This is a genomic window from Anaerolineales bacterium (assembly GCA_003105035.1).
Lineage (GTDB): Bacteria > Chloroflexota > Anaerolineae > Anaerolineales > UBA4823 > FEB-25.
Genome location: PQAL01000013.1, coordinates 1 through 21309 on the forward strand (window position 1 = coordinate 1; position 21309 = coordinate 21309).

Here is a 21309-nt window from a genome sequence, read left to right on the forward strand (position 1 = left end):
GTAACAAGAGCCCTCAATGGGATTTGAACCCATGACCCCATTCTTACCAAGAATGTGCTCTACCGTCTGAGCTATGAGGGCAACAAAAGTGGGCGGTGAAGGATTCGAACCTCCGAAGGCTTCTGCCAACTGATTTACAGTCAGTCCCCTTTGGCCACTTGGGTAACCGCCCAATTGGGTCGCCTCGTTACATCGAAAATTGGTCAATTAGTCCCCTTGTCTCCCGACCCTTGAGGTGGACAATGAGGCTAATTGACTGATCCTCATGTAACGATGATGCTGTACCTGAAGCCGACGATGGGAATCGAACCCATAACCTACCACTTACAAGGCGGTTGCTCTGCCGATTGAGCTACGTCGGCGGGTTAAATTGTAAAAGTACTGGTCTTAAAGCGGACTGCATTATACCAGACGCATATGTTTGCGACAAGATTAAAAAAACCCGGCTTCAACCTGAAAACAGGTATCTTACCTAGGTTCTGGGATGAGAGTCTATCAGGATTTCGCGATATCGTCAATGGGGCGTTCGGTAACATTATCTTTTGAGTTGACTAGGGGGTTGGGAGTGAAATCCCCGAGCCTGCCATGCAAAATAAAGCGCGATTGAGCCAGCGACCGCGGCGTTCAATGACTCCACCCTGCCCTGCATGGGAAGTTGTAGCAAGGCATCACAGGATTTCCGCACCAGGGTGCGCATGCCGCTGCCTTCACCCCCCACAACCAGCGCCAAGGGTCCTTTCAGATTAAGCTTATCCAGGGGTTGGGCATCTGTTCCCGCCTCCAACCCGATCACCCAGATATTTTCGGCCTTCAGCTGTTCGATCGCCTGGGCAAGATTGACCTGAACAATCAAAAGGTGCTCGGAAGCTCCTGATGATGAGTTCACCACTGCAGGGGTGACTGTGGCGGTGTGCTTGAAAGGCAGCAACACTCCATGGATCCCTACTGCTTCTGCGGTACGCAGCAGTGTGCCCAGGTTCTGAGGGTCTTGCAGCACATCCAAGATGAGTAAAAAAGGTGCTTCATTTCGTCGGGCGGCTTGGTGCAAGGCGTCCTGAACAGCGCTGTATGGATAACCACTGGCTTCCAGGGCTACACCCTGGTGACCGTAGCCGAGTGAGTCAAGGCTGCCACGCGAGACTCTTTCTATTGGAAGCTTCAAGATAGAAGCCATTTTTATTATTTCTGCCAGGTGGCCTTTTTCTTCCACCCCGGTTGCCAGCTTCAAGCGGAAGAATTGCCGTCTCTGGGCAAGCAAGGCTTCATAGGTTGCATTCCGACCGTATAACCATTCCTTCATTATTCACCTAAAAAAAACCGGAGCATCAAGCTCCGGAAGCAGTATTATTTCCAGCGCCATGTCGTACCATCTTTGGTATCTTCAAGCAGCACGCCAAGTTCCACGAGTCGAGCGCGAATCTGGTCGGTAAGCCGCCATAATTTTTGCTGGCGTAGTTCACGCCGCATATCGATCAGCAATTGGATGAACGGTGTGGCTTCCCCACCCTGCAAGGGGCGTTCAGCACGCAAGCCTAATACATTCATCAATTCACGCAGCAAGCCCTGTGCTTCCCCAACGATCCCGGCAGTAACCCCAGCATCCTTAGCCTGGTTGATCACCCGCACCAGCTCAAAGAGATATCCCAGGGCTCCAGCGGTATTGAAGTCGTCATCCATGCAATCAGTGAAACCCTTGCGCGTGGCTTCCACCTGCTGCTGCAGGTTGTTAACCGGCTCACCTTCATCGACATTTCCATCAGCGGCTGGGCGAAGGGCAAGCCGCAGACGCTCCAGAGCCCGTTCAGCCTGAGTGATGATCTCATCTCCGAACGTCAGTGGATTACGGTAACTGGAATTCAGCACCATCATGCGCAGCACATCACCTTCGTGGGAGGCCAGGAAATCTTCAATCGTCACCAGGTTACCCAATGACTTCGACATTTTCTCACCGGCCAGTTGCATCATGCCATTGTGCACCCAGTAATGGGCAAATGGCTTACCCGTTGCGCACTCCGTCTGGGCAATCTCGTTCTCGTGGTGCGGGAAGATCAAGTCGTTACCCCCGCCATGAATGTCGATCTGCTCACCCAGGTGGTGCATGCTCATGGCTGAGCATTCGATATGCCAGCCTGGGCGGCCTTTTCCCCATGGACTATCCCAGGCGGGCTCTCCGGGCTTGGAGGATTTCCACAACGCAAAATCCATCGGGTTCTCTTTACGCTCGTCAATATTGATCCTTGCTCCAGCTTGCATGTCTTCCAGCTGACGCGCTGACAATTTTCCGTACTGCTTATCCTTGCTAACCCGGAAATAAACATCGCCGTTAACTTCGTATGCATAGCCTTCTTCACCCAAGCGGGTGATCAATTGTATGATATTTTGAATCTCGTGGGTGGCTCGCGGGTAAACAGTTGCCGGTAAAATATTCAGGTCAGCCAGGTGTTTCCCGAACTCCTCAATATACTTTTCGGCTAATTTGATTGGGTCCATGCCGAGCTGGTTCGCCTTGTTGATAATCTTGTCATCCACATCGGTGTAGTTCATGGCATGGCGTACGCGAAAACCGCGATATTCAAGATAGCGGCGAATAATGTCAAATACCAGGGCAGACATGGCGTGCCCTACATGGGCTTTATCGTACACCGTTGGGCCGCAGACATACATGGTTACCACACCGGGCTCGATGGTCTGGAGGTCTTCCTTCTGTCGCGTTAATGTATTATAGATTCGTAGAGCCATAGCCAGTCCTCAGGGTTAATCTTCTCTTTCCAGCCGTGCAAAGACCATCCGCCCTGCAGCAGTCTGCAGAACTTTTGTTACGGTGACATTGATCTTCTTGCTCAGGTAACTGCGACCATCTTCAACAACCACCATGGTGCCGTCATCCAGGTAGCCCACACCCTGCCCGGATTCCTTACCTTCCTGAATGACATTAACTTCCAGGGATTCACCCGGAAGGAATACTAACTTCACCGCATTAGCCAGCTCATTGACGTTGAGCACACTGACCCCCTGCAGCTCAGCAATCCTATTTAGATTGTAGTCGTTAGTGAGTATGGGGCAACGCAGCTGGCGGGCTAACACAACCAGCTTATCGTCAACTTCACGCACACCTTCCACATCCATGTCGCTGATGCGAAGCGGTGTGGTAGTATCTTTCTGCAGCTGGGAGATCACCTCGATCCCGCGCCTTCCACGCTGCCTGCGCAGGTTATCGGATGAATCGGCAATGAACTGTAGCTCGTTCAGAACAAAGCGTGGGATCAGCAAGGTGCCTACCAGGAAGCCTGTCCGGGCAATATCGGCTATCCGACCGTCAATAATCACACTGGTATCTAGAAGGACAGTTCGTGAGGGTGGCTGAGCGCTTGAAGATGATTCCTCGCCCGATCGGCTCTGGCCGACCCTGAATAGTGAGAAAAGGTCAGCTTGCCGCATGACAAACACAGCGATACCCAGATAGCCAAACAATACCACAGCTACGAAGGGGAGAACCTTGCCAAACGGTGGAGGCAAGAGTGAGAGCGGAAACGTCAGAAGCGCGGCGATGATCAGGCCAACCACCAGGCCAGTCAATCCCGAAGCTAGCGTCTGGGTTGAGACACTCAATAAAGTCCTGCGGATATAGCGGAGTGGCCGGGTGGTGAAATATGGGGTCATGATCAACCCAAAAAGGATTCCCACCAGGCATAACATGAAGCCGGCTAACTCTGGAGATTGGCCGGTTGAATTTCCAAGCAGGATACCCAAATAGGTTCCAATAATACCAAACACAACCATTCCGATAAGTCGGAAAATAAATTCAACACTCATTGCAGCCTCCCGTTCAAATCGCTGCGAGAGCCATCTTACTAGATATTCTGTAAAGATATTCCGACCACGGATGATAACTTGCCCTGGACGGAGATTTCTAAATTCCCCTCACCATTTATTGTAATAAACAAGATAAAGAAAATAAGTGCAAAAGAATTTCGACCCGGTGAGGGTTCATACCCATGGTTTCTCGCCGCTTATGTTGATTGCATTATATCGTTAATGATTGGATTTGTTCCAGGAAATTGAAGATCTTAAGCTGCCTGGTTGGGTTCGATTCACTGCTGATATAATCGCACCAGCGAGTGGAATTCGGCTTCATCTCAAGGCTGAAGCTGGACCACCAACAAATAACAAATTTCTAGAGATTAGCATGCTATCTGGACCTCCTGACCCAACCCTGCCTCCTTTGCCCCAGCCACGCCGATTAGTCATTGGAATCACGGGAGCTTCAGGTGCCATACTGGGGATCCGACTGCTTGAAACACTTAAACCCACCCCGATTGAGACGCATCTGGTCATATCGGACTCGGCTCTCCTGACCATCCAGCATGAAACCGATCTTAATTTGGATCAGGTTATGGCTCTCGCGGATGCAAGTTATGATTTCCATGATATCGGGGCATGCATCGCATCCGGGACGTATCTCACACTAGGGATGGTGATCATCCCCTGCTCCATAAAAACACTCTCGGCCGTGGCAAATTCCTATTCGGATGACCTGATCTCGCGCGCTGCTGACGTCACCCTGAAGGAAGGTCGGCCCCTCGTGCTGGTCATTCGGGAGACACCTTATCACCTGGGCCACCTGCGCCTGATGAGCCAGGCTGCAGAATGCGGTGCAGTCATTTTTCCTCCCATCCCTGCGTTTTATATCCGCCCGAAGTCAGTCGAGGAGATCATTAATCATACGGTTGGGCGCGTTTTAATGCGCTTGGGCATTAAAAACGAGCTGTACTCCGAGTGGCAGGGTCCGCAGGCAGGTGAATAGGTGACGGAGCGCGATCTCGAAAAAGCAGCCTTGCGCGGTGAGCCTTCTTATGTTTGGCGCGCTGGGCAGGAGCGTCGCCTGGAGATGATCACCGCAGCAGCAGGGAAGCGCCTGGAGGGGCGTATGCTCGAAAATGGCTGTGGCGTGGGGATGTACCTGCAACACCTCGCTTCGCAGGTGAAGTCGATCGTTGGGCTGGAGTATGAGCTGGAGCGGGCGAAGGAAGCTCAAGCCCACTCTTCTCAAGTGATCAATGGTGCCTGCGAACATCTTCCCTTCCCAGCGAATGCCTTTGACGTCATCCTGAGCCATGAAGTCCTCGAGCATGTCAGCGATGACCAGCGGTCGGTCAGCGAGATGCTACGCGTGCTTAGCCCAGGGGGCATCATCGTGCTGTTCGTTCCAAATCTGGGCTACCCGTTTGAAACCCACGGAATCTACTGGCATGGTCGTTATCATTTCGGTAACATCCCCTTGATCCATTACCTGCCGGTGAAGTTGCGGAAGCAGCTGATGCCGCACGTGCGTGTATACTCGAGCTCCGATCTGGCAAAGCTGTTCAAGGGAATGCCTGTGCGAATCACGGATCGAAAGATCATTTTTGGCGCATACGACAACATTATTAACCGCTTCCCCACCATGGGCAGGTTCTTACGCCGCCTGCTGCAATGGCTGGAAAATACCCCCCTGAAGGTTTTCGGCTTATCCCACTTGTGGATAATTGAGAAGATCTGAGCTAGCTGGTTTTGACTCGAAAATCGTATACCCCATCCTGAATGGGCCAATTTGCTGAGCATCCTGGGCAAAGCAAGTGATTTTCATGACCTTCCAGGTTGGCTGAAGCACACACTGGACATTTGAAAAACGAGCCCGGTTGAGCTACAGGGGTGTCATTGACTGCCAGGCACCTGGAAAACACGCTGGGAGAAAACTGAAACCATTGCCCGGTTGGTTGCAGCCAGGATTCCAAGATGACCAGCATTTTTATAGGCAAGAAGCGTTTAAAAATTCCCAGCCTGAAATAAGATACTGCCAGCTGTTGTTGCACGGCAAAATCTGTGTCTGCCAGCCAACCCTTAATCGCTTGGGGATGGAAGTCAAAGTTCAATTTTTCAAACTCCACGCTCTGATGCGAAAAAGGTGACCAGGATTGCTTGCGGATCAGATATCGGAAAATGGCCTTTAGGTTATGCTTGTTAGCAAATTCCAGGATGAATATGGCTCCCGGTTGTAATGTGCGGCGTACCTGTCTCAAGGCCAGAGCCGGTTCGGCCATATGGTGCAACGTGCGGATCATCGTCGCCCCATCAAATAGACCATCCACAAACGGCAGCCGGTAGATATCAGCGGCGACATAGGTGTATCGTTCATCTTGGCCCAGGCGTGTTCGCGCATGTTGTAGCTGCGTGAGTGAGTAATCCAGCAGGACTACCTTTTTATAGCCAATATACCTTGGCGTATTACGCCCTGCTCCTGCACCCAGCTCCAATAGCTGCTCGCCACCTTTGGGGAGCAGCCGCCTGAGGGCAATGGCTTCTGCCTGATCTTCATAAACGCGTCCACCCTGATCCCAAAAATCAGTCTGGTAGCTAGAATCTTCATAATTGCAGATGGGAGGGGTAGGAGTGGTCACATGGTCCTTAAAACACTCTGGCTGATTCCGAATGTGCCAAGCTTAATGAGCAGATCTGTGCTCTTAATACCTCACAAGGGGGAATTTCATCACCATAAACTCACGTGTTGAAAAAATCTGAACCAGCTCGATACATTCCCCGACCAGGTGGGTGAAAATGCTACTTGAAGGTATAACCAGTGTTATTTTTGAGATTGATTGACGCTTGAAGTCCTCTAAGCAGCTTCTTTTTCCGATTTCATGCCATTATAACCCCGGCCAACCCCGCGGTATATGAAGCCAGATTTCACCATTTCATCTGGTTCATAAAGGTTGCGCCCATCATATATGACTGGATGGCGCATCTGGTCACGCAGGCGAGGCTTATCCAGCTGCTTGAACTCGTTCCACTCAGTGAGGACAACCAGCGCATCGCATCCCTGTGCTAATGCGTAAGGGTCCGGCATCATTTCAACACCAGGCATCAATGGCATGGCGATATCCATAGCCACCGGGTCGTAGGCCCTGATCGTGGCACCTTCAGCCTGCAGCAGCTGGGCTATGGTTATGGACGGGGCATCGCGCATATCGTCGGTGTTAGGTTTAAAGGACAGGCCGAGTAAACCGATGATCTTCCCTTTCAGCTCGCCCACTAACTCCTTGATATGGTCGACAGCCATGCTTCGGCGGTCATCGTTGATTTCCATGACAGTATAAAGAAGCTGGGGGTGGCGTCCTTTTTCAGCGGCCATATATGCCAGGGCTTTAACATCCTTCGGGAAACACGAGCCGCCGTAACCTACCCCGGCATCCAGGAACTGCTTGCCAATGCGGGCATCATAGCCCATCCCGATAGCCACTTCTTTTACATCCGCACCCAGGCACTCGCAGATATTCGCAATTTCGTTTATGAAGGAGATCTTGGTAGCCAGGAACGCATTCGAGGCGTACTTGATCATCTCTGCGGTCCGCAGGTCGGTAATGACGATCGGAGCGCGCAGTGGCAGGTGTAACTGGGCCACTTTCTCTGCAGCCTCAGGGTTCAGAGAGCCAAGCACCGTGCGGTGAGGTTGCATAAAATCACTGATGGCTGAGCCTTCCCGTAAAAACTCGGGGCACGATACCACAGAGAAAGGTATGGGCTGCTTTTGGCTGCGGCGAATAATATCGGCCACCCAGTCACCCGTACCGACGGGCACGGTGGATTTGTTAATAATTACCAACGGACCGGTCATACTCACGGCAATCTCACGCGCCGCAGCTTCCACGTAGTGAAGGTCGGCTTCGCCGTCCACGCCCATGGGCGTGCCAACTGCAATAAAAACAAATTCGGTCCCTTCTAATGCTTCTGCATATGACGTCGTAAATGTCAACCGCTTCGCTTGAACATTATGATCCACCAATTCCTTTAAACCAGGTTCGTAGATTGGCATCTTACCTTGCTTTAGACCTTCAATTTTTTCGGGTACGACGTCCAGAGCGATCACCCTGTTTCCCAGGTCAGAAAAGCAAGCTGCGGTCACCAAACCGACATAGCCAACACCAACCACACAGATTTGCTTCATCCATTCTCCTCCATATCATGAAATTACGTGATTATCTTATCATAAAGGTAAGTGGTTTGGAGAGTTTTATCAATTTTGTTAGGCACCTGAGGTGCATGCTATGGGATGATGACAATCATATTTTTGGCATGACACCTGTCACTTGTAATTCGGCCTATTTTAGTCTAAAATATAAACAATTAATCATAGTATTCTTATCAAAATATGGGAGTTTATTATGCAGATCACTCGACAGGCAGATTATGCAGTTAGGGCAATGGTATATCTTGCCCAATTAGAACCCGATCAGCGGGCAGCCACTGGTCAGATTGCTCAGGAAAAGAATATTCCGCCCTCGTTCCTGGCGAAAATAGTCTCTCAATTATCAGTAGCAGGTTTGCTTCAAACCTCGCGTGGTGCAAGAGGTGGTGTTTCACTGGCTAAACCCGCCGGAGCGATCAGCCTGCTGGACGTGATCGAAGCCATTGACGGACCAATCTTACTGAACGATTGCGTCGGCGACTCAATGACCTGCACGTACGATGACAGCTGCCCACTCAAGCCCGTCTGGTGCGATGCGCAGAAAATGCTTGTCGATCACCTTTCGAAAGCTAATTTTGCCCAATTTGCCAAAGTATCCACAAATTAACCTGGCACCCGACTGATCGCTTAAACATTCATAATTGTCTTTCTCACCCTTCCTGGCGTATAATCAACCAGGAAGGGATGTCTGGTTTTTAAACAAACTGCCAGATATCACCTCCACAAGTCTTTTCGTACACATAGCTTAGCAGGAGGAACCATGTCAACTCCACGCGTTGTACGCGCCCCACGCGGTACTCAGCTAACCTGCAAATCCTGGCTCACCGAAGCCCCTTACCGCATGATCCAGAACAACCTGGACCCGGAAGTGGCGGAGCGCCCGCAAGACCTGGTGGTCTACGGCGGGCGCGGGCAGGCTGCCCGCAACTGGGAGTGTTTCGATGCCATCCTGGCTACTCTCAAGGAGATGGAGACCGATGAGACCCTTCTGGTCCAGTCGGGTAAGCCGGTGGCGGTCTTTAAGACCCATCCAGATGCCCCGCGGGTGTTGATCGCCAACTCCAATCTCGTGCCGCATTGGGCCACCCAGGAGCACTTCGACCAGCTCGTTGCACGCGGTTTGATGATGTTCGGCCAGATGACAGCCGGTTCGTGGATTTACATCGGCACCCAGGGAATCCTCCAGGGTACCTATGAAACTTTGGGATCCCTGGCACATTTGCGGGGTTGGGGATCGCTCAAGGGCAAGTTCTGCCTGACCGCCGGGTTGGGCGGAATGGGCGGCGCCCAGCCGCTGGCGATCACCATGAACGAGGGGGTGGGGTTGATCGTTGAGGTGGATCCCGCCCATGCTCAACGCCGCCTTGAGACAGGCTATGTGGATATGGTGGTGGATACCCTCGAAGAAGCCATGACCTTGGTGGAGGAATATCAGAAGAAAGAAATCCCCAAATCCATCGGCCTGATCGGCAATGCAGCTGAGATTTACCCCGAGCTGGCGATGCGGGGCATAATTCCGGATGTGGTCACCGACCAAACACCTGCTCATGATGTGCTGATGTACGTCCCCAGCGGTTTGAGCGTCTCACAGGCCGATGCGCTGCGTATCAACAATCCGAATGACTATCACAAACGCTCGATGCAGTCCATGGCACGACACGTCGAAGCGATGTTGGAATTCAAGCGAAAAGGCGCCGAAGTTTTTGACTACGGCAACAACCTGCGCCAGCGTGCATATGATGAGGGAGTGACGGAGGCTTTCGAATTCCCAGGCTTTGTTCCAGCGTATATCCGTCCCCTCTTCTGTGAAGGCAAAGGACCTTTCCGCTGGGTGGCTCTCTCGGGTGACCCGGAGGATATCTACCGGACGGATGAGGCTCTCGTCGAGCTCTTCCCCCAGGATTTCCACCTGCACCGCTGGCTAAAAATGGCGCGTGAAAAAGTCCAGTTCCAAGGACTACCATCGCGCATCTGCTGGCTTGGGTTCGGCGAACGGGCCGAGGCCGGGCTTTGTTTTAATAACCTGGTGGCTGAAGGCATCGTGAAAGCACCGATCGTGATTGGGCGTGACCATCTGGATGCCGGCTCGGTCGCTTCACCCAACCGTGAGACCGAGGGGATGCTGGACGGCACGGATGCGGTCAGTGATTGGGCTATCCTGAACGCGTTGATCAATGCTGTGGGTGGGGCGACCTGGGTTTCGTTCCACCATGGCGGAGGCGTAGGCATCGGCTTCAGCCAGCACGCCGGCCAGGTGATCGTGGCAGATGGGACTGCTGAAGCAGCCGCACGCCTGGAGCGGGTTTTGACCACCGACCCGGGTATGGGCATTGTGCGCCATGCGGATGCAGGCTATGAAATCGCCATCGAGGCCGCGAAAAGGCATGGTCTCAAGATGCCGATGCTGAAATAAGGTTTATTTAATACCTAGTTTTGTTAGATTGATAGCAGGGTGGTGTTATCGACGAGCGGAGAAAGCCAGCCAATCGCCGATCTGCCGCTGTTCGATGAATGGGAAGCCATGCTGTATCAAGGCGTCTTGCATTTCCTGGCCTTGCTCTACCAGGATGCCTGATAAGATTATGCATCCGCCGTCCATCACCAGCTCACCCAATCCCTGGTCAAGCAGCTGGATCAATATCGGTGCCAGGATATTGGCAAACACCAGCTGCGCCTGATGGATGCCGAACTTACCCGCGATTACCTCATTCACCGAGCCGACACCCAACTCAAGGCGATTACTCACTTCATTCAAAGCAGCGTTTTCGGCGGATGACCGATAGGCTTCGGCATCTATATCCACGCCGAGGGCTTTCTCTGCGCCTAGCAACAGACCCGCTATTGAAAGGATCCCCGAACCACAGCCAATATCAATGATCCTTATGTGAGCAGGATGTGCCTGGGAAGCGAGATAATCTTCAGCTAGCGCCAGGCATAGCTGAGTGGTTGGGTGGGTACCTGTCCCGAAGGCCATACCCAGGTCGATCCGCACCGGGATGCGCGTATTATCCTGAACCGGGATCCAGGCTGGCTGGATGATCAATTTATTGCCAATTGGGATGGGGTGGTAATGTTCCTTCCAGGCTTCCATCCAATTGACTTCCTGGATTATTTTGAATTCAGGTTCAGGGATCGGTGAGATACGCCCCAAGTACCATAAGCCTTGCTCAATCTTCTGCCGGGTATCCTCCAGGCTCTCATCAGCGGGGATGTAACCACACACTCTGAGTGGCCCAACCGTTTCTCCATTTTCATCAGCCGGGCCAGCCCTCACCGCGGTCGATTCAATGACTACACCATCTGGTAGGTAGCGGGCAAGCACCTCGGCAACTGCTTCGGCCAGCTCCCCATTTAATGTCAGGCTTACTTCCAGCCAATACTTTTCTGCCATCGAATCACTTTTTTTAAAGAATATCGGATGTATATCGGGAAGGAATTGCATCACCCGCCCAGGGTGTCTTTCAACCAATCCAGAAACCCTTTTTCAGCCGGTCTCACTTCACTGCCCAGGCTTTCAGCCAATTTTTCCATCAACTTGCGTTGTTCAGAGGTCAGGTTACGCGGCACTTCCACATTGACCACTACCATCTGGTCGCCGCGGCCATTCCCACGCAGGTGCGGAACACCTTTCCCACGCATACGCAATACCTTCCCAGGCTGTATGCCTGCCGGGATCTTTAACTTTGTACTCCCATCCACGGTCGGCACATCCACTTCTGCTCCGAGGGTGGCTTGAGCAATGTTGATGTCCAGGTCAAGCAGGATGTCATTTTCACGACGCCGGAAATACTTGTGTTGAAGCACGCGTATCACCAGGTATAAGTTCCCGTTCGGGCCACCATTTTCACCTGGTTGCCCTTCACCAGCCAGCCTGATCTGGTTGCCATTGTCTACACCAGCAGGGATTGAGACCACCTTTTTACGATTTCGACGCACCAACCCACGTCCGTTGCAGGTATGGCAGGCTGTGGCAATGGTTTCGCCCTTTCCATTGCACACCGGGCAGGTTGATACCTGCACCATGGAGCCGAGCAGGGTCTGGCGCACCTGGCGTACCTCACCCGTCCCATTGCAGGTCGAGCAGCGTATTGGGCTGGTGCCGGGTTCAGCCCCTTTACCGCCGCATGTTTCGCACACTTCATCGCGGGTGATCTCGATCTCCTTTTCAATCCCAAAAATTGACTCCTCGAAAGAAAGGTCGACATTGATCTGCAGGTCAGGCCCTCGCCGGGGAGCGTTACGTGCCCGGCGGCTGGTGCTCCTTCCAAAACCACCAAATCCTCCGAAGAACTCATCGAATAGATCACCGAAATCAACCGTGAAATCTGGCACACCCCCGGTATTCTGTACACCGGCATGCCCAAAACGGTCATAGGCCGCGCGTTTATCGGCATCTGAGAGCACGCTATATGCTTCATTAATTTCTTTAAAGTGCTCTTCTGCGTTGGCTTCCTGGCTGACGTCAGGATGATACTGCCGGGCCAGCTTGCGGAAGGCAGCCTTAATCTCATCGGATGTGGCAGTACGTGACACACCCAAGACTTCGTAGTAATCGCGTTTCGCCATGATCGTTGTTAAACAACATGAAACCTTGAGAGGTTTACATGCTATTCATCATCCCTTCGTCTCGAGTTACTTACGCAAAATAGAGGCAGTTGCCTTCGCATAATATATATTTTTACCAAAATTCCTGGCAGTCTATCCGTGAGCCTCAAGCCAAGCTCGGGATTGCTCACGGATAGGATGCCAGGTTATTTCTTTCTCTGATTAACATTGCGTTGTTATCGATGAATCCTGTTCCAACTTTTGAACAAAATATAGCTAGAGATTATGCATTCCTGAACTCACCATCCACAACATCGTCATCGCTGCCACCAGGTCGCTGGCCACCTTCAGGACCTTGCTCAGGACCCTGCTCTGGGTCGCCTGTTGCCGGACCAGCCTGCGGACCACCCTGTTGGTAAACGGACGCACCAATCTGCTGGACTACCTGGAAGAGTTGCTCCGTGGCACTCTTGATCCTGGCTGGATCTTCAGTCTCAAGAGCCTGCTTGACATTAGCAACTTCCGACTCAACCTTGCTGCGTACATCCGCCGGCACCTTGTCACCGAAATCCCGCACGGCTTTCTCGGCAGTATAAATTGCATTGTCGGCAGTATTTTTTGCTTCGATCAGCTCTTTCCGTTTCTTGTCTTCATCGGCATGCGTTTCAGCTTCACGGCGCATACGCTCGACCTCTGAATCGTTAAGGCCTGAGGAAGCTGTGATGGTGATGTGTTGGCTTCGCTGGGTAGCCTTGTCCTGCGCAGTCACTTTGATGATGCCATTGGCATCGATATCAAAGGTCACTTCAATCTGCGGCATACCACGCGGGGCAGGTGGGATTCCATCCAGGATGAACCTACCCAGGCTTTTGTTGTCGGCTGCCATCGGCCGCTCACCCTGCAGGACGTTGATCTCCACCTGGGGTTGGCTATCGGAGGCAGTTGAGAAAACCTGGCTCTTATGGATGGGAATGGCGGTGTTCCTTTCAATCAAAGGTGTAGCCACGCCGCCCAGGGTCTCCACTGAAAGGGTAAGTGGGGTCACATCCACCAACAGGATGTCCTTGACATCTCCGCCTAGCACTCCCGCCTGGATGGCAGCACCGATCGCTACCACTTCGTCGGGGTTCACACCTTTATGGGGTTCTTTATTGAACAGCTTGCGTACGGCTTCCTGTACAGCAGGCATGCGGGTCATGCCACCCACCAGGACGACCTCGTTGATCTTGGAAGTGTCCATATCGGCATCTCGTAGGGCGTTTTTCACCGGGGTGAGGCTGCGCTCGATCAAATCACCGGTCAGCTGTTCCAGCTTAGAGCGGGTCAAATTCATCACCAGGTGCTTCGGGCCGGAGGCGTCGGCGGTAATATAGGGCAGGTTGATCTCGGTCTGCATCATACTGGAAAGCTCAATCTTGGCTTTCTCGGATGCCTCTTTTAATCGCTGCAGGCTCTGGCGGTCTTGGCGAAGATCGATCCCATTGGCAGCTTTAAATTCGTCTGCCAGGTAGTCGATCAGGCGCATGTCAAAGTCATCGCCACCCAGGAAGGTATCACCGCTGGTGGAACGGACCTGGAAAACCCCATCTCCAACATCCAGGATTGAAATATCGAACGTACCCCCACCCAGGTCATATACCGCAATGACCTCGTCTTTTTTCTTATCGAGACCGTAAGCCAGTGAGGAGGCAGTTGGCTCATTGATGATGCGTAACACTTCCAGGCCGGCGATCTTCCCAGCATCCTTGGTCGCATTCCGTTGGGCATCATTGAAATAGGCTGGTACGGTGATGACCGCCTGGGTGACCGTCTCGCCCAGGTAAGCTTCAGCATCGACCTTAAGCTTGGCCAGGATCATGGCTGATACTTCAGGGGGAGAATACTCGCGCCCGTCCAGCACCACGCGAATATCTCCATTGGGTGCCTTCGCAACTTTATAAGGCACTCGCGACAATGCCTTTTTAACTTCGGGGTCATCAAATTTACGGCCCATGAAGCGTTTGATCGAAAAAATTGTGTTTTCAGGGTTAACAACTGCCTGGTTACGCGCCACGCGTCCTACCAGGCGTTCGTGATTCTTATTCACTGCCACCACGGAAGGAATAAGCCGTTCACCTTCAGCGCTGGGGATCACGGTGGGTTCGCCACCTTCCATCACCGCCACAACCGAGTTGGTTGTGCCAAGATCGATACCAATTATTTTTCCCATTCTATGATTCTCCTTGTTAATGATAGTTCCGTAATAATTTCCACGATATATTTACCGTGCCACCCTGACGCGCGCCGGGCGAATTACCCGCTCACCCAGGGTATATCCGGGCTGTACTACGTCGATGATCTGACCACTCTCGTGGTCCGGGCTGTCCTCGTGAGATATGGCTTCATGCAGGTTTGGATCGAAGAACTGGTCCTTCGCATCAATCAGCTTGACTCCATCGGCTTCAAAAGCTGCGAGCAGCTTGCGGTGGATCAAGTCGATGCCTTCCGCCCAGATCGCCCCATTCCCCTCCGTCGGTCGGTTCTTATCTTTCAGAGCCCGCCCAAGATCATCGGCAATATCCAGGTACCTGCGGATGGCGTTCCCAAGGGCATTCTGACCCCCCTGGGATTGTTCGCGCTCGATGCGTTTCTTATAATTAATGAATTCTGCCCGCTCACGTTGCCATCCATTGAGATATTCATTGGATTTTGCTAACGCCTGATCAAGCTCAGCACGTAATTGTTCGATTTCCTCTTCAGGTATGACTGCCGGTACCTCGTTAATTTCTTCCGACTGCGCAGGCACAGCAGTCTCTTCCTGCAAGTTCACCTCGGGGGTATCTTTTTCAGCTGACTTTTGCTTTTTTGAAGTCATGATATCGCCACTCTCCTTAATTATCTTCAGCGAGCATTTCAATCACCAGATCACTCAATAAACCCGAAACAAAGCGCACTGCAGAAACAGTACGCCCATATGCCATACGGGTAGGTCCGAGCACGCCTAATGCACCGGTGACCAGACCTGGTGCCCCATAGCGCCCTAAAACGATCGAGCAATCACGCAGGTCTTCCCAGGTGCCCTCCCCACCGATCAACACCTGGACGTCATCCATCCCGCTGGTCAACACCGTGCGTGAGAGCAAATCTTCCAACATGGAACGTTCTTCAAGCACACGCAGTGCCTTGCGCGCTGATTCAGATTCGGCAAATTCCGGCTCAGAAAGCACATTCGTCAAACCATCACGAAAGACTTCACCGGTGACCAACAGCTTCATCCGATCGAATTCTTCACGGATCAGCTTGACCACATCTTGCTCAAGAGCATCAAACTGATCGCGTAATGCGGTGATAGCTTCTGTATCCAACCCTTCACATACCAGGTTAATATGACTGGCCGCTGCCGTCAGCTGATCTTGCGAAACCGGTTCAGCCAGGGTTAGCATTTGCTGCCGCACCTGCCCACCCGTCCATACCATCACCATCAAGACCTGCCGCCCGTGAGTAGAGATCAGGCTGAGGTGCTTGAAGCGGGCCGACTCAGGCCTGGGAGAAGTAACCAGCGAAGCACCCTGGGATTGGTGCGCCAAGACTGACGCGGCCAGGCGCATCCAACGGTTGACATCCCTTCCAGCCTGGTAAAACTGGTGCGTGATCGTCCGGCGGGTGTTCATGGGCAACTCAGTTTGGCCCATTAATTGGCGCACAAAATAACGGTAGCCTTCCTCCGTCGGGACTCTCCCGGCTGAAGTATAAGGCTGACGCAAGTAACCAGCTTCAGTCAGCTCAACCATATCATTCCTGATCGTCGCTGAGCTGGTGTCGAGCTTATATCTTTCGATTAATGCTTTTGACCCAACCGGCTGAGCCGTATCCACATAGGTATGAATGATGAGGGCAAGGATTAATCTTTGACGTTCGGTTAGTGTAGTCATTTGAGCTGCCTATAATTTAGCACTCTCGGCATGAGAGTGCTAAATAGAACGTTTCTATGATACCATGACGAATAAGGTAAGTCAAGCGGGGGTGGGAGGTTCTTATAAAACTCTAACAAGGGTCTGGTTGATTTTTTTTAGCACTCTCGATATAATAGTACTAATCGAATAATTCCTTCGGGGCAGGGTGATGGCGGAAAGTTCGCCTATTCCCGATCGGTGGTATAGCCCACGAGCCAAATTAACAGGCATGAGCCGGTGAAATTCCGGAGCCGACGGTACAGTCCGGATGAGAGAAGGTTGTTTTTCTTTTCAGAGCCTCCCTACAGAGTGGGAGATTCTGTAAAGTCAAATGTATTTGCCCCGGAGTACCCTTCGGGGCATTACTATTATATGAAGACGAAACCGTGGTTAATTCTCCTGTCGATCCTGCTGATGCTGGTGGCCTGGCAGCTAGCAGTCTGGTTTGGCAGGTTCCCAGCTTTTATCCTCCCTTCACCTGAGCAGGTGGGAGCTCGCTTCATCCAGGCATTGTTGGACGGTACCTTGTTGCGCAACACGTTGGTAACTCTGCTAGAAGTTTTGGTGGGATTGACACTGGGAGTTACCACGGCAACCGTGCTGGGATACTTCCTGGCGCGCTCAATCCACCTGGAACGCTTGCTCTCCCCATATATTATTGCCAGCCAGGCAATTCCAATTGTAGCCATTGCCCCCTTGCTCGTAATCTGGTTTGGCCCAGGTCTTTTTTCGAAAGTCTTGATCTGTGCCCTGGTCGTTTTCTTCCCGGTGTTGGTCAACACGGTCGTAGGTGTGCGTTCAGTCCCTGAAGATTTGCGTGATCTGATGCGCTCATTGCAAGCTACCCGCTGGCAGACTCTCAAGAACCTCGAAGTGCCGGCTGCCCTGCCTGTATTTTTAGGCGGGTTGCGCATCGGGGCTACCCTGGCTGTCATTGGGGCGGTGGTGGGAGAGTTCGTTGGTGCCAAGAGTGGGTTGGGATTCCTGGTCAATGTGGGGCGTGGCGTCTATGATACCGCCCTCGTCTTCGTTTCGGTTTTCACCTTGATTGCCCTGGCATTGATCTTATACGGCCTGGTCTCATTGCTTGAAAAGAAGTTGTTATGGTGGCAACAGCGACCCGAGAATGAAGTGCTGTTGAATCCCGAAGTGCCGGCAAAAGCTTGAGAAGTTACATAGAGGAGAACCTATGAACAGAACAACCAGACTGATCACATTCTCGCTACTGGTGTGTATGTTATCTGCCTGTGCCATTTCCACCGGGACGCCTGTTACCGGAACGACACCAGCTCCCACAAACACGAGCGCGCCCACAACACCCATCTCTACACAGGCTCCCGCTCTGGTGCATGTCCGTCTGCCATTGGGGTACATCCCCAACGTCCAGTTTGCCCCGCTCTATGTGGCGGTGGAAAAAGGGTATTTCGCCCAAGAGGGCATCGACATCGAGTTCGATTACAGCATGGAAACGGATGCCGTTGCCCTGGTAGGAGCTAATGAGATCCAATTCGCGGTCGTCTCTGGTGACCAGGTTTTATTAGCTCGCGCCCAAGGTCTTCCCGTTGTGTACGTCCTGGCCTGGTATCAAGATTATCCCGTTTCGGTGGTTTCCAAGTCAGGGCAAGGCATCTTGAAGCCGGAGGATTTAAAAGGCAAAAAAATCGGCTTGCCCGGCTTATATGGCACAAGTTATATCGGCTTACGTGCCCTGCTGAGCACAGCAGGTTTGAAGGAGAGTGATGTCACGCTTGATTCCATCGGTTATAACCAGGTGGAAGTTTTGGTCAGTGATCAAGATCAGGTTGTGGTGGTCTACACCACTAACGAGCCCATCCAGCTGCGTGCCATGGGCTACCCGGTGGATGAAATCCGCGTCAAGGATTACGACCATCTGGTGTCGAATGGGTTGATCACCAATCAGAACACCATCAGCCAAGACCCCGACCTGGTTAGGCGAATGGATCAGGCCATCATCAAGGGCATCGCAGATACGATTGCCGATCCTGACGCAGCCTACCAGACCTGCCTGAAGTACGTGGAAGGACTAAAGCAGGCTGATCAGGCTATTCAAAAGCAGGTGTTGCTTACTTCGATTGAGCTATGGAACGCCGATCAGATCGGATATTCAGATCCGGTGGCCTGGGAAAACACGCAAAAGGTGCTGCTGGATATCGCCTTCCTGACCACACCGCTAGATATCAGCCAGACATTCAGTAACGATTTCCTTCCCACGAAATAGCCAGTGAGTTTTTGAGATGATCCTCCCAGCCGGTGAACCTATGGTTCAGGTCAAGCACCTGACGACCGTCTTTCCAGATGGGAATAGCGGTTTGCACGCCCTGGATGATATCTCGTTTTCTGTGTATGCAGAGCAATTTGTCTGTGTACTTGGACCTTCCGGGTCGGGTAAGACAACCTTGCTGCGTAACCTGGCCGGGTTGTTGCCTCCAACAAGAGGCGAGGTGATTTTTGGAAATTCATCACCGATGGCTCCACAGCATGGCGTAGGCATGGTATTTCAAAAAGCTAACCTGATGCCGTGGAGAACAGTGATGGATAACATCCTGCTGCCCCTTGAAATCCAGCACGTACCCCACCACGCGGCCCTTGACAAAGCCCAGGCGCTGGTTGAGCTGGTGGGATTGGTGGGATTCGAAAATTCACTACCCCGCGACCTCTCAGGGGGGATGGCTCAACGGGTAGCTATCGCCAGGGCGCTGATCCACGAACCGGATATCCTACTCCTTGACGAGCCCTTCGGATCGCTCGATGCCCTCACCCGCGAGCGCATGGGCAATGAGCTTACCCGCATCTGGCAGGCCAGGCGAAAAACAGTGGTTATGGTAACCCACTCGATCAGTGAATCGCTCTTCCTGGCCGACCGGGTCCTGGTGCTCAGCCCCCGCCCAGGGCATTTACGCCTGGATCTGACCGTCGACCTTCCGCGACCCCGTGAAGAGGATATTCGCTACTCAACGCGCTTTTCAGAATTAGCCAGGCAGGTCCGCTCAGCGATCGAATAATTACGGGTCAGCTCTCAATATCGTTGACCCCATATTTGGTCAGGAAATCATCCATGGCTTCACGCAACAGGTCAGCTTCATTCACCCCGCGTTCCTCTGCCAGCTTGGAAAGCCGCTCAAGCTGGGTCTGGGTGTAATGGGTGGTTTTGGGAACCATGCGTTCCTCGTACGCCAATTTTACCTGCCTGCGCCCGCTCGATTTGGCCCGGTACAAGGCATGGTCAGCCTTACGCAAGAGCTCGTTCTCAGTCCTGCCATCCATCGGGAAGGCAGCCACACCTGCGCTGATGGAAATCCCCTGCAAGGTCCGCCCGTCACTGGACATGACTGTGCTCTGGCTCAGCTCATGCCTGATTCTTTCCATTTTAAGGAAAGCTTGCTCTCGTTCTTCGCCTGGAAAGACGATGACAAATTCGTCTCCCCCGTAGCGACCAACCAGGGCTTGCTCACCTGCGTGTGCCTGGATGGTCTTGGCTACCTCCACCAATAGATTGTCGCCGGTGACGTGCCCGTAGGTTTCATTGATCTTGTTAAAGATATCCACATCCAGCAAAGCCAGTGCAAGAGGTCTCTCTTGGGTGTTAGATTTAGCTTTTCCCAGTGCTTCGCTGAACTTATCTAAAAAACCTTTCCGGCTTAATAGACCCGTCAGTTCATCAATTTGTGATGTATCAGGTTTTATCATCAGATCCTCCGTTGTAATATTATTTCTATATAATATATTTATATATTATCATTATATATGACAAATGTCAATGATCATCGATCGGGCAGTATTCGAGTTCGCTGCTAGACACCCAGGCTGTTTCAATGCTGAGGCGCTATTCCCCCACACTGGATGACATGGTAAGATTAATCAGTTATTTTCGAGAGGTCAACTTATGCGTAAATGGGTCATACTCCTTCTTGCCATTATTTCGTTGCTCGCACCGATATCGGTACGCGCTCAGAACCCCATCTCCTTTAGCTCAATGTTCATTGAAATCTGGCCGGAATATGACAAACCCAGCGTCTTGGTTATCTACCAGATAACCCTGGCTTCATCCACTTCTTTTCCAGCCACCCTCTCCATCCGCATTCCAACCACAGCTGGTGCCCCTAACGCAGTCGCCGAGCGCCAGGCAGATGGCTCACTCTATTCAATCAATTACACACGCCAGTTGGAAGAAGAGTGGTCGAGCATCAACTTCACCACCACTGCTTCCGCAATCCAGATCGAATTTTATGACCCCAGCCTGGAGATCAATGGCACCTCGCGTCATTTTATATATACCTGGCCGGGCGGGTATGCCATCAACCAGCTAACCATGCAAGTGCAACAGCCTTCCGGAGCGACCGAGATGCTGATATCACCCAATCTCGGCGCTGGAGCTAACGGTAGTGATGGCCTGACCTATTACACTCAAGATATTGGCTCGATCACAGCAGACCAGAGCATTCAAATCACGATAGATTATCAGAAAGCCACCGATTCATTAAGTGCCCAGAATTTACCCGTGGCACCGAGTGGCCCAATCCCGCAAAGCTCGATTTCCGATATCAACATCTCCTACGCATTACCTTGGTTACTCGCCATCCTTGGAGCAGGCCTGATCGTCGGAGGCATCGTCTGGTTTTGGCGCTCGGGCAAGCAAAAGCCGGCGCGAAAAATCCGCCGGCGTCGCTCAAGCGTAGACCAATCAGCTGCGCAGACTGACCAAAAAGCGGATGAGGAATCAATATATTGTTCTCAATGCGGCAAGCGAGCCGCACCTGGAGACCAATTCTGCCGTTCATGTGGCAGTGCTATTCGCAGGCGATGACTTTT

At 52.3% G+C, this 21309-nt stretch carries 19 protein-coding genes, 3 tRNA genes and 1 riboswitch; of the genes, 8 read left to right on the plus strand and 14 right to left on the minus strand.

The genetic code is table 11. The annotated features are described in order from the left end of the window. Positions 1-8: 8 nt before the first annotated feature. The 6 genes from C3F13_06005 to C3F13_06030 all read right to left on the minus strand — a co-directional run bounded on the left by C3F13_06005 (position 9) and on the right by C3F13_06030 (position 3813). Positions 9-81 (minus strand) — tRNA-Thr (locus C3F13_06005). An 8-nt stretch (positions 82-89) separates the two neighbouring features. Then, positions 90-172, minus strand: a tRNA-Tyr gene (locus tag C3F13_06010). Positions 173-286: 114 nt separating this feature from the next. Continuing rightward, positions 287-362, minus strand: a tRNA-Thr gene (locus C3F13_06015). 173 nt (positions 363-535) lie between these two features. Then, entirely contained in the window at positions 536-1300 is a 765-nt protein-coding gene (locus C3F13_06020; protein ID PWB54574.1) for a 23S rRNA (guanosine(2251)-2'-O)-methyltransferase RlmB, read from the minus strand. Between the two features lie 44 nt (positions 1301-1344). After that, positions 1345-2739, minus strand: a complete 1395-nt coding sequence (locus C3F13_06025) for a cysteine--tRNA ligase (protein PWB54575.1) — start codon at positions 2737-2739, stop codon at positions 1345-1347. 15 nt (positions 2740-2754) lie between these two features. Then, a complete protein-coding gene (locus C3F13_06030; GenBank protein ID PWB54576.1) occupies positions 2755-3813 on the minus strand; it encodes a PIN domain nuclease in 1059 nt (352 codons plus the stop codon). Positions 3814-4186: 373 nt separating this feature from the next. Here C3F13_06030 and C3F13_06035 point away from each other — a divergent pair, with 373 nt between their 5' ends. Further along, the gene (locus C3F13_06035; protein ID PWB54671.1) at positions 4187-4804 is read left to right on the plus strand and encodes a hypothetical protein; all 618 of its coding nucleotides are present in this window, start codon (positions 4187-4189) and stop codon (positions 4802-4804) included. Positions 4805-4888: 84 nt separating this feature from the next. Then, the gene (locus tag C3F13_06040) at positions 4889-5539 is read left to right on the plus strand and encodes a class I SAM-dependent methyltransferase (GenBank protein ID PWB54670.1); all 651 of its coding nucleotides are present in this window, start codon (positions 4889-4891) and stop codon (positions 5537-5539) included. Between the two features lies 1 nt (position 5540). On the opposite strand, the gene C3F13_06045 is transcribed toward C3F13_06040, so the two are convergent. Both C3F13_06045 and C3F13_06050 read right to left on the minus strand, forming a co-directional pair. Further along, on the minus strand, positions 5541-6470 hold the full coding sequence (locus C3F13_06045) for a hypothetical protein (protein ID PWB54577.1): 930 nt from the start codon (positions 6468-6470) through the stop codon (positions 5541-5543). Positions 6471-6652: 182 nt separating this feature from the next. Beyond that, positions 6653-7981 (minus strand): UDP-glucose 6-dehydrogenase, encoded by a 1329-nt coding sequence (locus tag C3F13_06050; GenBank protein ID PWB54578.1) that lies wholly within the window; start codon positions 7979-7981, stop codon positions 6653-6655. A gap of 217 nt (positions 7982-8198) precedes the next feature. Between C3F13_06050 and C3F13_06055 the strand changes: the two genes are divergently transcribed. Together C3F13_06055 and hutU are read left to right on the plus strand one after the other, a co-directional pair. After that, positions 8199-8609 (plus strand): Rrf2 family transcriptional regulator, encoded by a 411-nt coding sequence (locus tag C3F13_06055; GenBank protein ID PWB54579.1) that lies wholly within the window; start codon positions 8199-8201, stop codon positions 8607-8609. 153 nt (positions 8610-8762) lie between these two features. Continuing rightward, positions 8763-10415 (plus strand): urocanate hydratase, encoded by a 1653-nt coding sequence (hutU, locus tag C3F13_06060; protein ID PWB54580.1) that lies wholly within the window; start codon positions 8763-8765, stop codon positions 10413-10415. 45 nt (positions 10416-10460) lie between these two features. Here hutU and prmA read toward each other — a convergent pair whose 3' ends face one another. The 5 genes from prmA to hrcA form a co-directional block, all read right to left on the minus strand. Next, on the minus strand, positions 10461-11444 hold the full coding sequence (prmA, locus tag C3F13_06065; GenBank protein PWB54581.1) for a 50S ribosomal protein L11 methyltransferase: 984 nt from the start codon (positions 11442-11444) through the stop codon (positions 10461-10463). Continuing rightward, positions 11444-12568 (minus strand): molecular chaperone DnaJ, encoded by a 1125-nt coding sequence (gene dnaJ / locus C3F13_06070; GenBank protein PWB54582.1) that lies wholly within the window; start codon positions 12566-12568, stop codon positions 11444-11446. The genes prmA and dnaJ overlap by 1 nt, the downstream gene beginning before the upstream one ends. 262 nt (positions 12569-12830) lie before the next feature. Beyond that, the gene (locus tag C3F13_06075) at positions 12831-14756 is read right to left on the minus strand and encodes a molecular chaperone DnaK (GenBank protein PWB54583.1); all 1926 of its coding nucleotides are present in this window, start codon (positions 14754-14756) and stop codon (positions 12831-12833) included. A gap of 51 nt (positions 14757-14807) precedes the next feature. After that, a complete protein-coding gene (gene grpE, locus C3F13_06080; GenBank protein PWB54584.1) occupies positions 14808-15401 on the minus strand; it encodes a nucleotide exchange factor GrpE in 594 nt (197 codons plus the stop codon). Between the two features lie 16 nt (positions 15402-15417). Further along, entirely contained in the window at positions 15418-16458 is a 1041-nt protein-coding gene (gene hrcA, locus C3F13_06085; GenBank protein ID PWB54585.1) for a heat-inducible transcription repressor HrcA, read from the minus strand. Between the two features lie 169 nt (positions 16459-16627). Further along, positions 16628-16763: riboswitch (FMN riboswitch) on the plus strand. 88 nt (positions 16764-16851) lie between these two features. On the opposite strand from hrcA, the gene C3F13_06090 reads away from it, so the two are divergent. Genes C3F13_06090 through C3F13_06100 form a run of 3 tightly spaced genes read left to right on the plus strand, consistent with a single transcriptional unit; the run spans position 16852 to position 19502 of the window. After that, entirely contained in the window at positions 16852-17646 is a 795-nt protein-coding gene (locus tag C3F13_06090) for an ABC transporter permease (GenBank protein PWB54586.1), read from the plus strand. A 22-nt stretch (positions 17647-17668) separates the two neighbouring features. After that, entirely contained in the window at positions 17669-18718 is a 1050-nt protein-coding gene (locus C3F13_06095; GenBank protein ID PWB54587.1) for a hypothetical protein, read from the plus strand. A 16-nt stretch (positions 18719-18734) separates the two neighbouring features. Then, on the plus strand, positions 18735-19502 hold the full coding sequence (locus tag C3F13_06100; protein PWB54588.1) for an ABC transporter: 768 nt from the start codon (positions 18735-18737) through the stop codon (positions 19500-19502). Positions 19503-19509: 7 nt separating this feature from the next. Here the strand turns inward: C3F13_06100 and C3F13_06105 are convergent, their stop codons facing one another. Further along, the gene (locus tag C3F13_06105; protein ID PWB54589.1) at positions 19510-20187 is read right to left on the minus strand and encodes a GGDEF domain-containing protein; all 678 of its coding nucleotides are present in this window, start codon (positions 20185-20187) and stop codon (positions 19510-19512) included. 196 nt (positions 20188-20383) lie between these two features. On the opposite strand from C3F13_06105, the gene C3F13_06110 reads away from it, so the two are divergent. After that, positions 20384-21304, plus strand: coding sequence for a hypothetical protein (locus tag C3F13_06110; GenBank protein ID PWB54590.1), 921 nt, complete (start codon positions 20384-20386; stop codon positions 21302-21304). Positions 21305-21309: the final 5 nt, after the last annotated feature.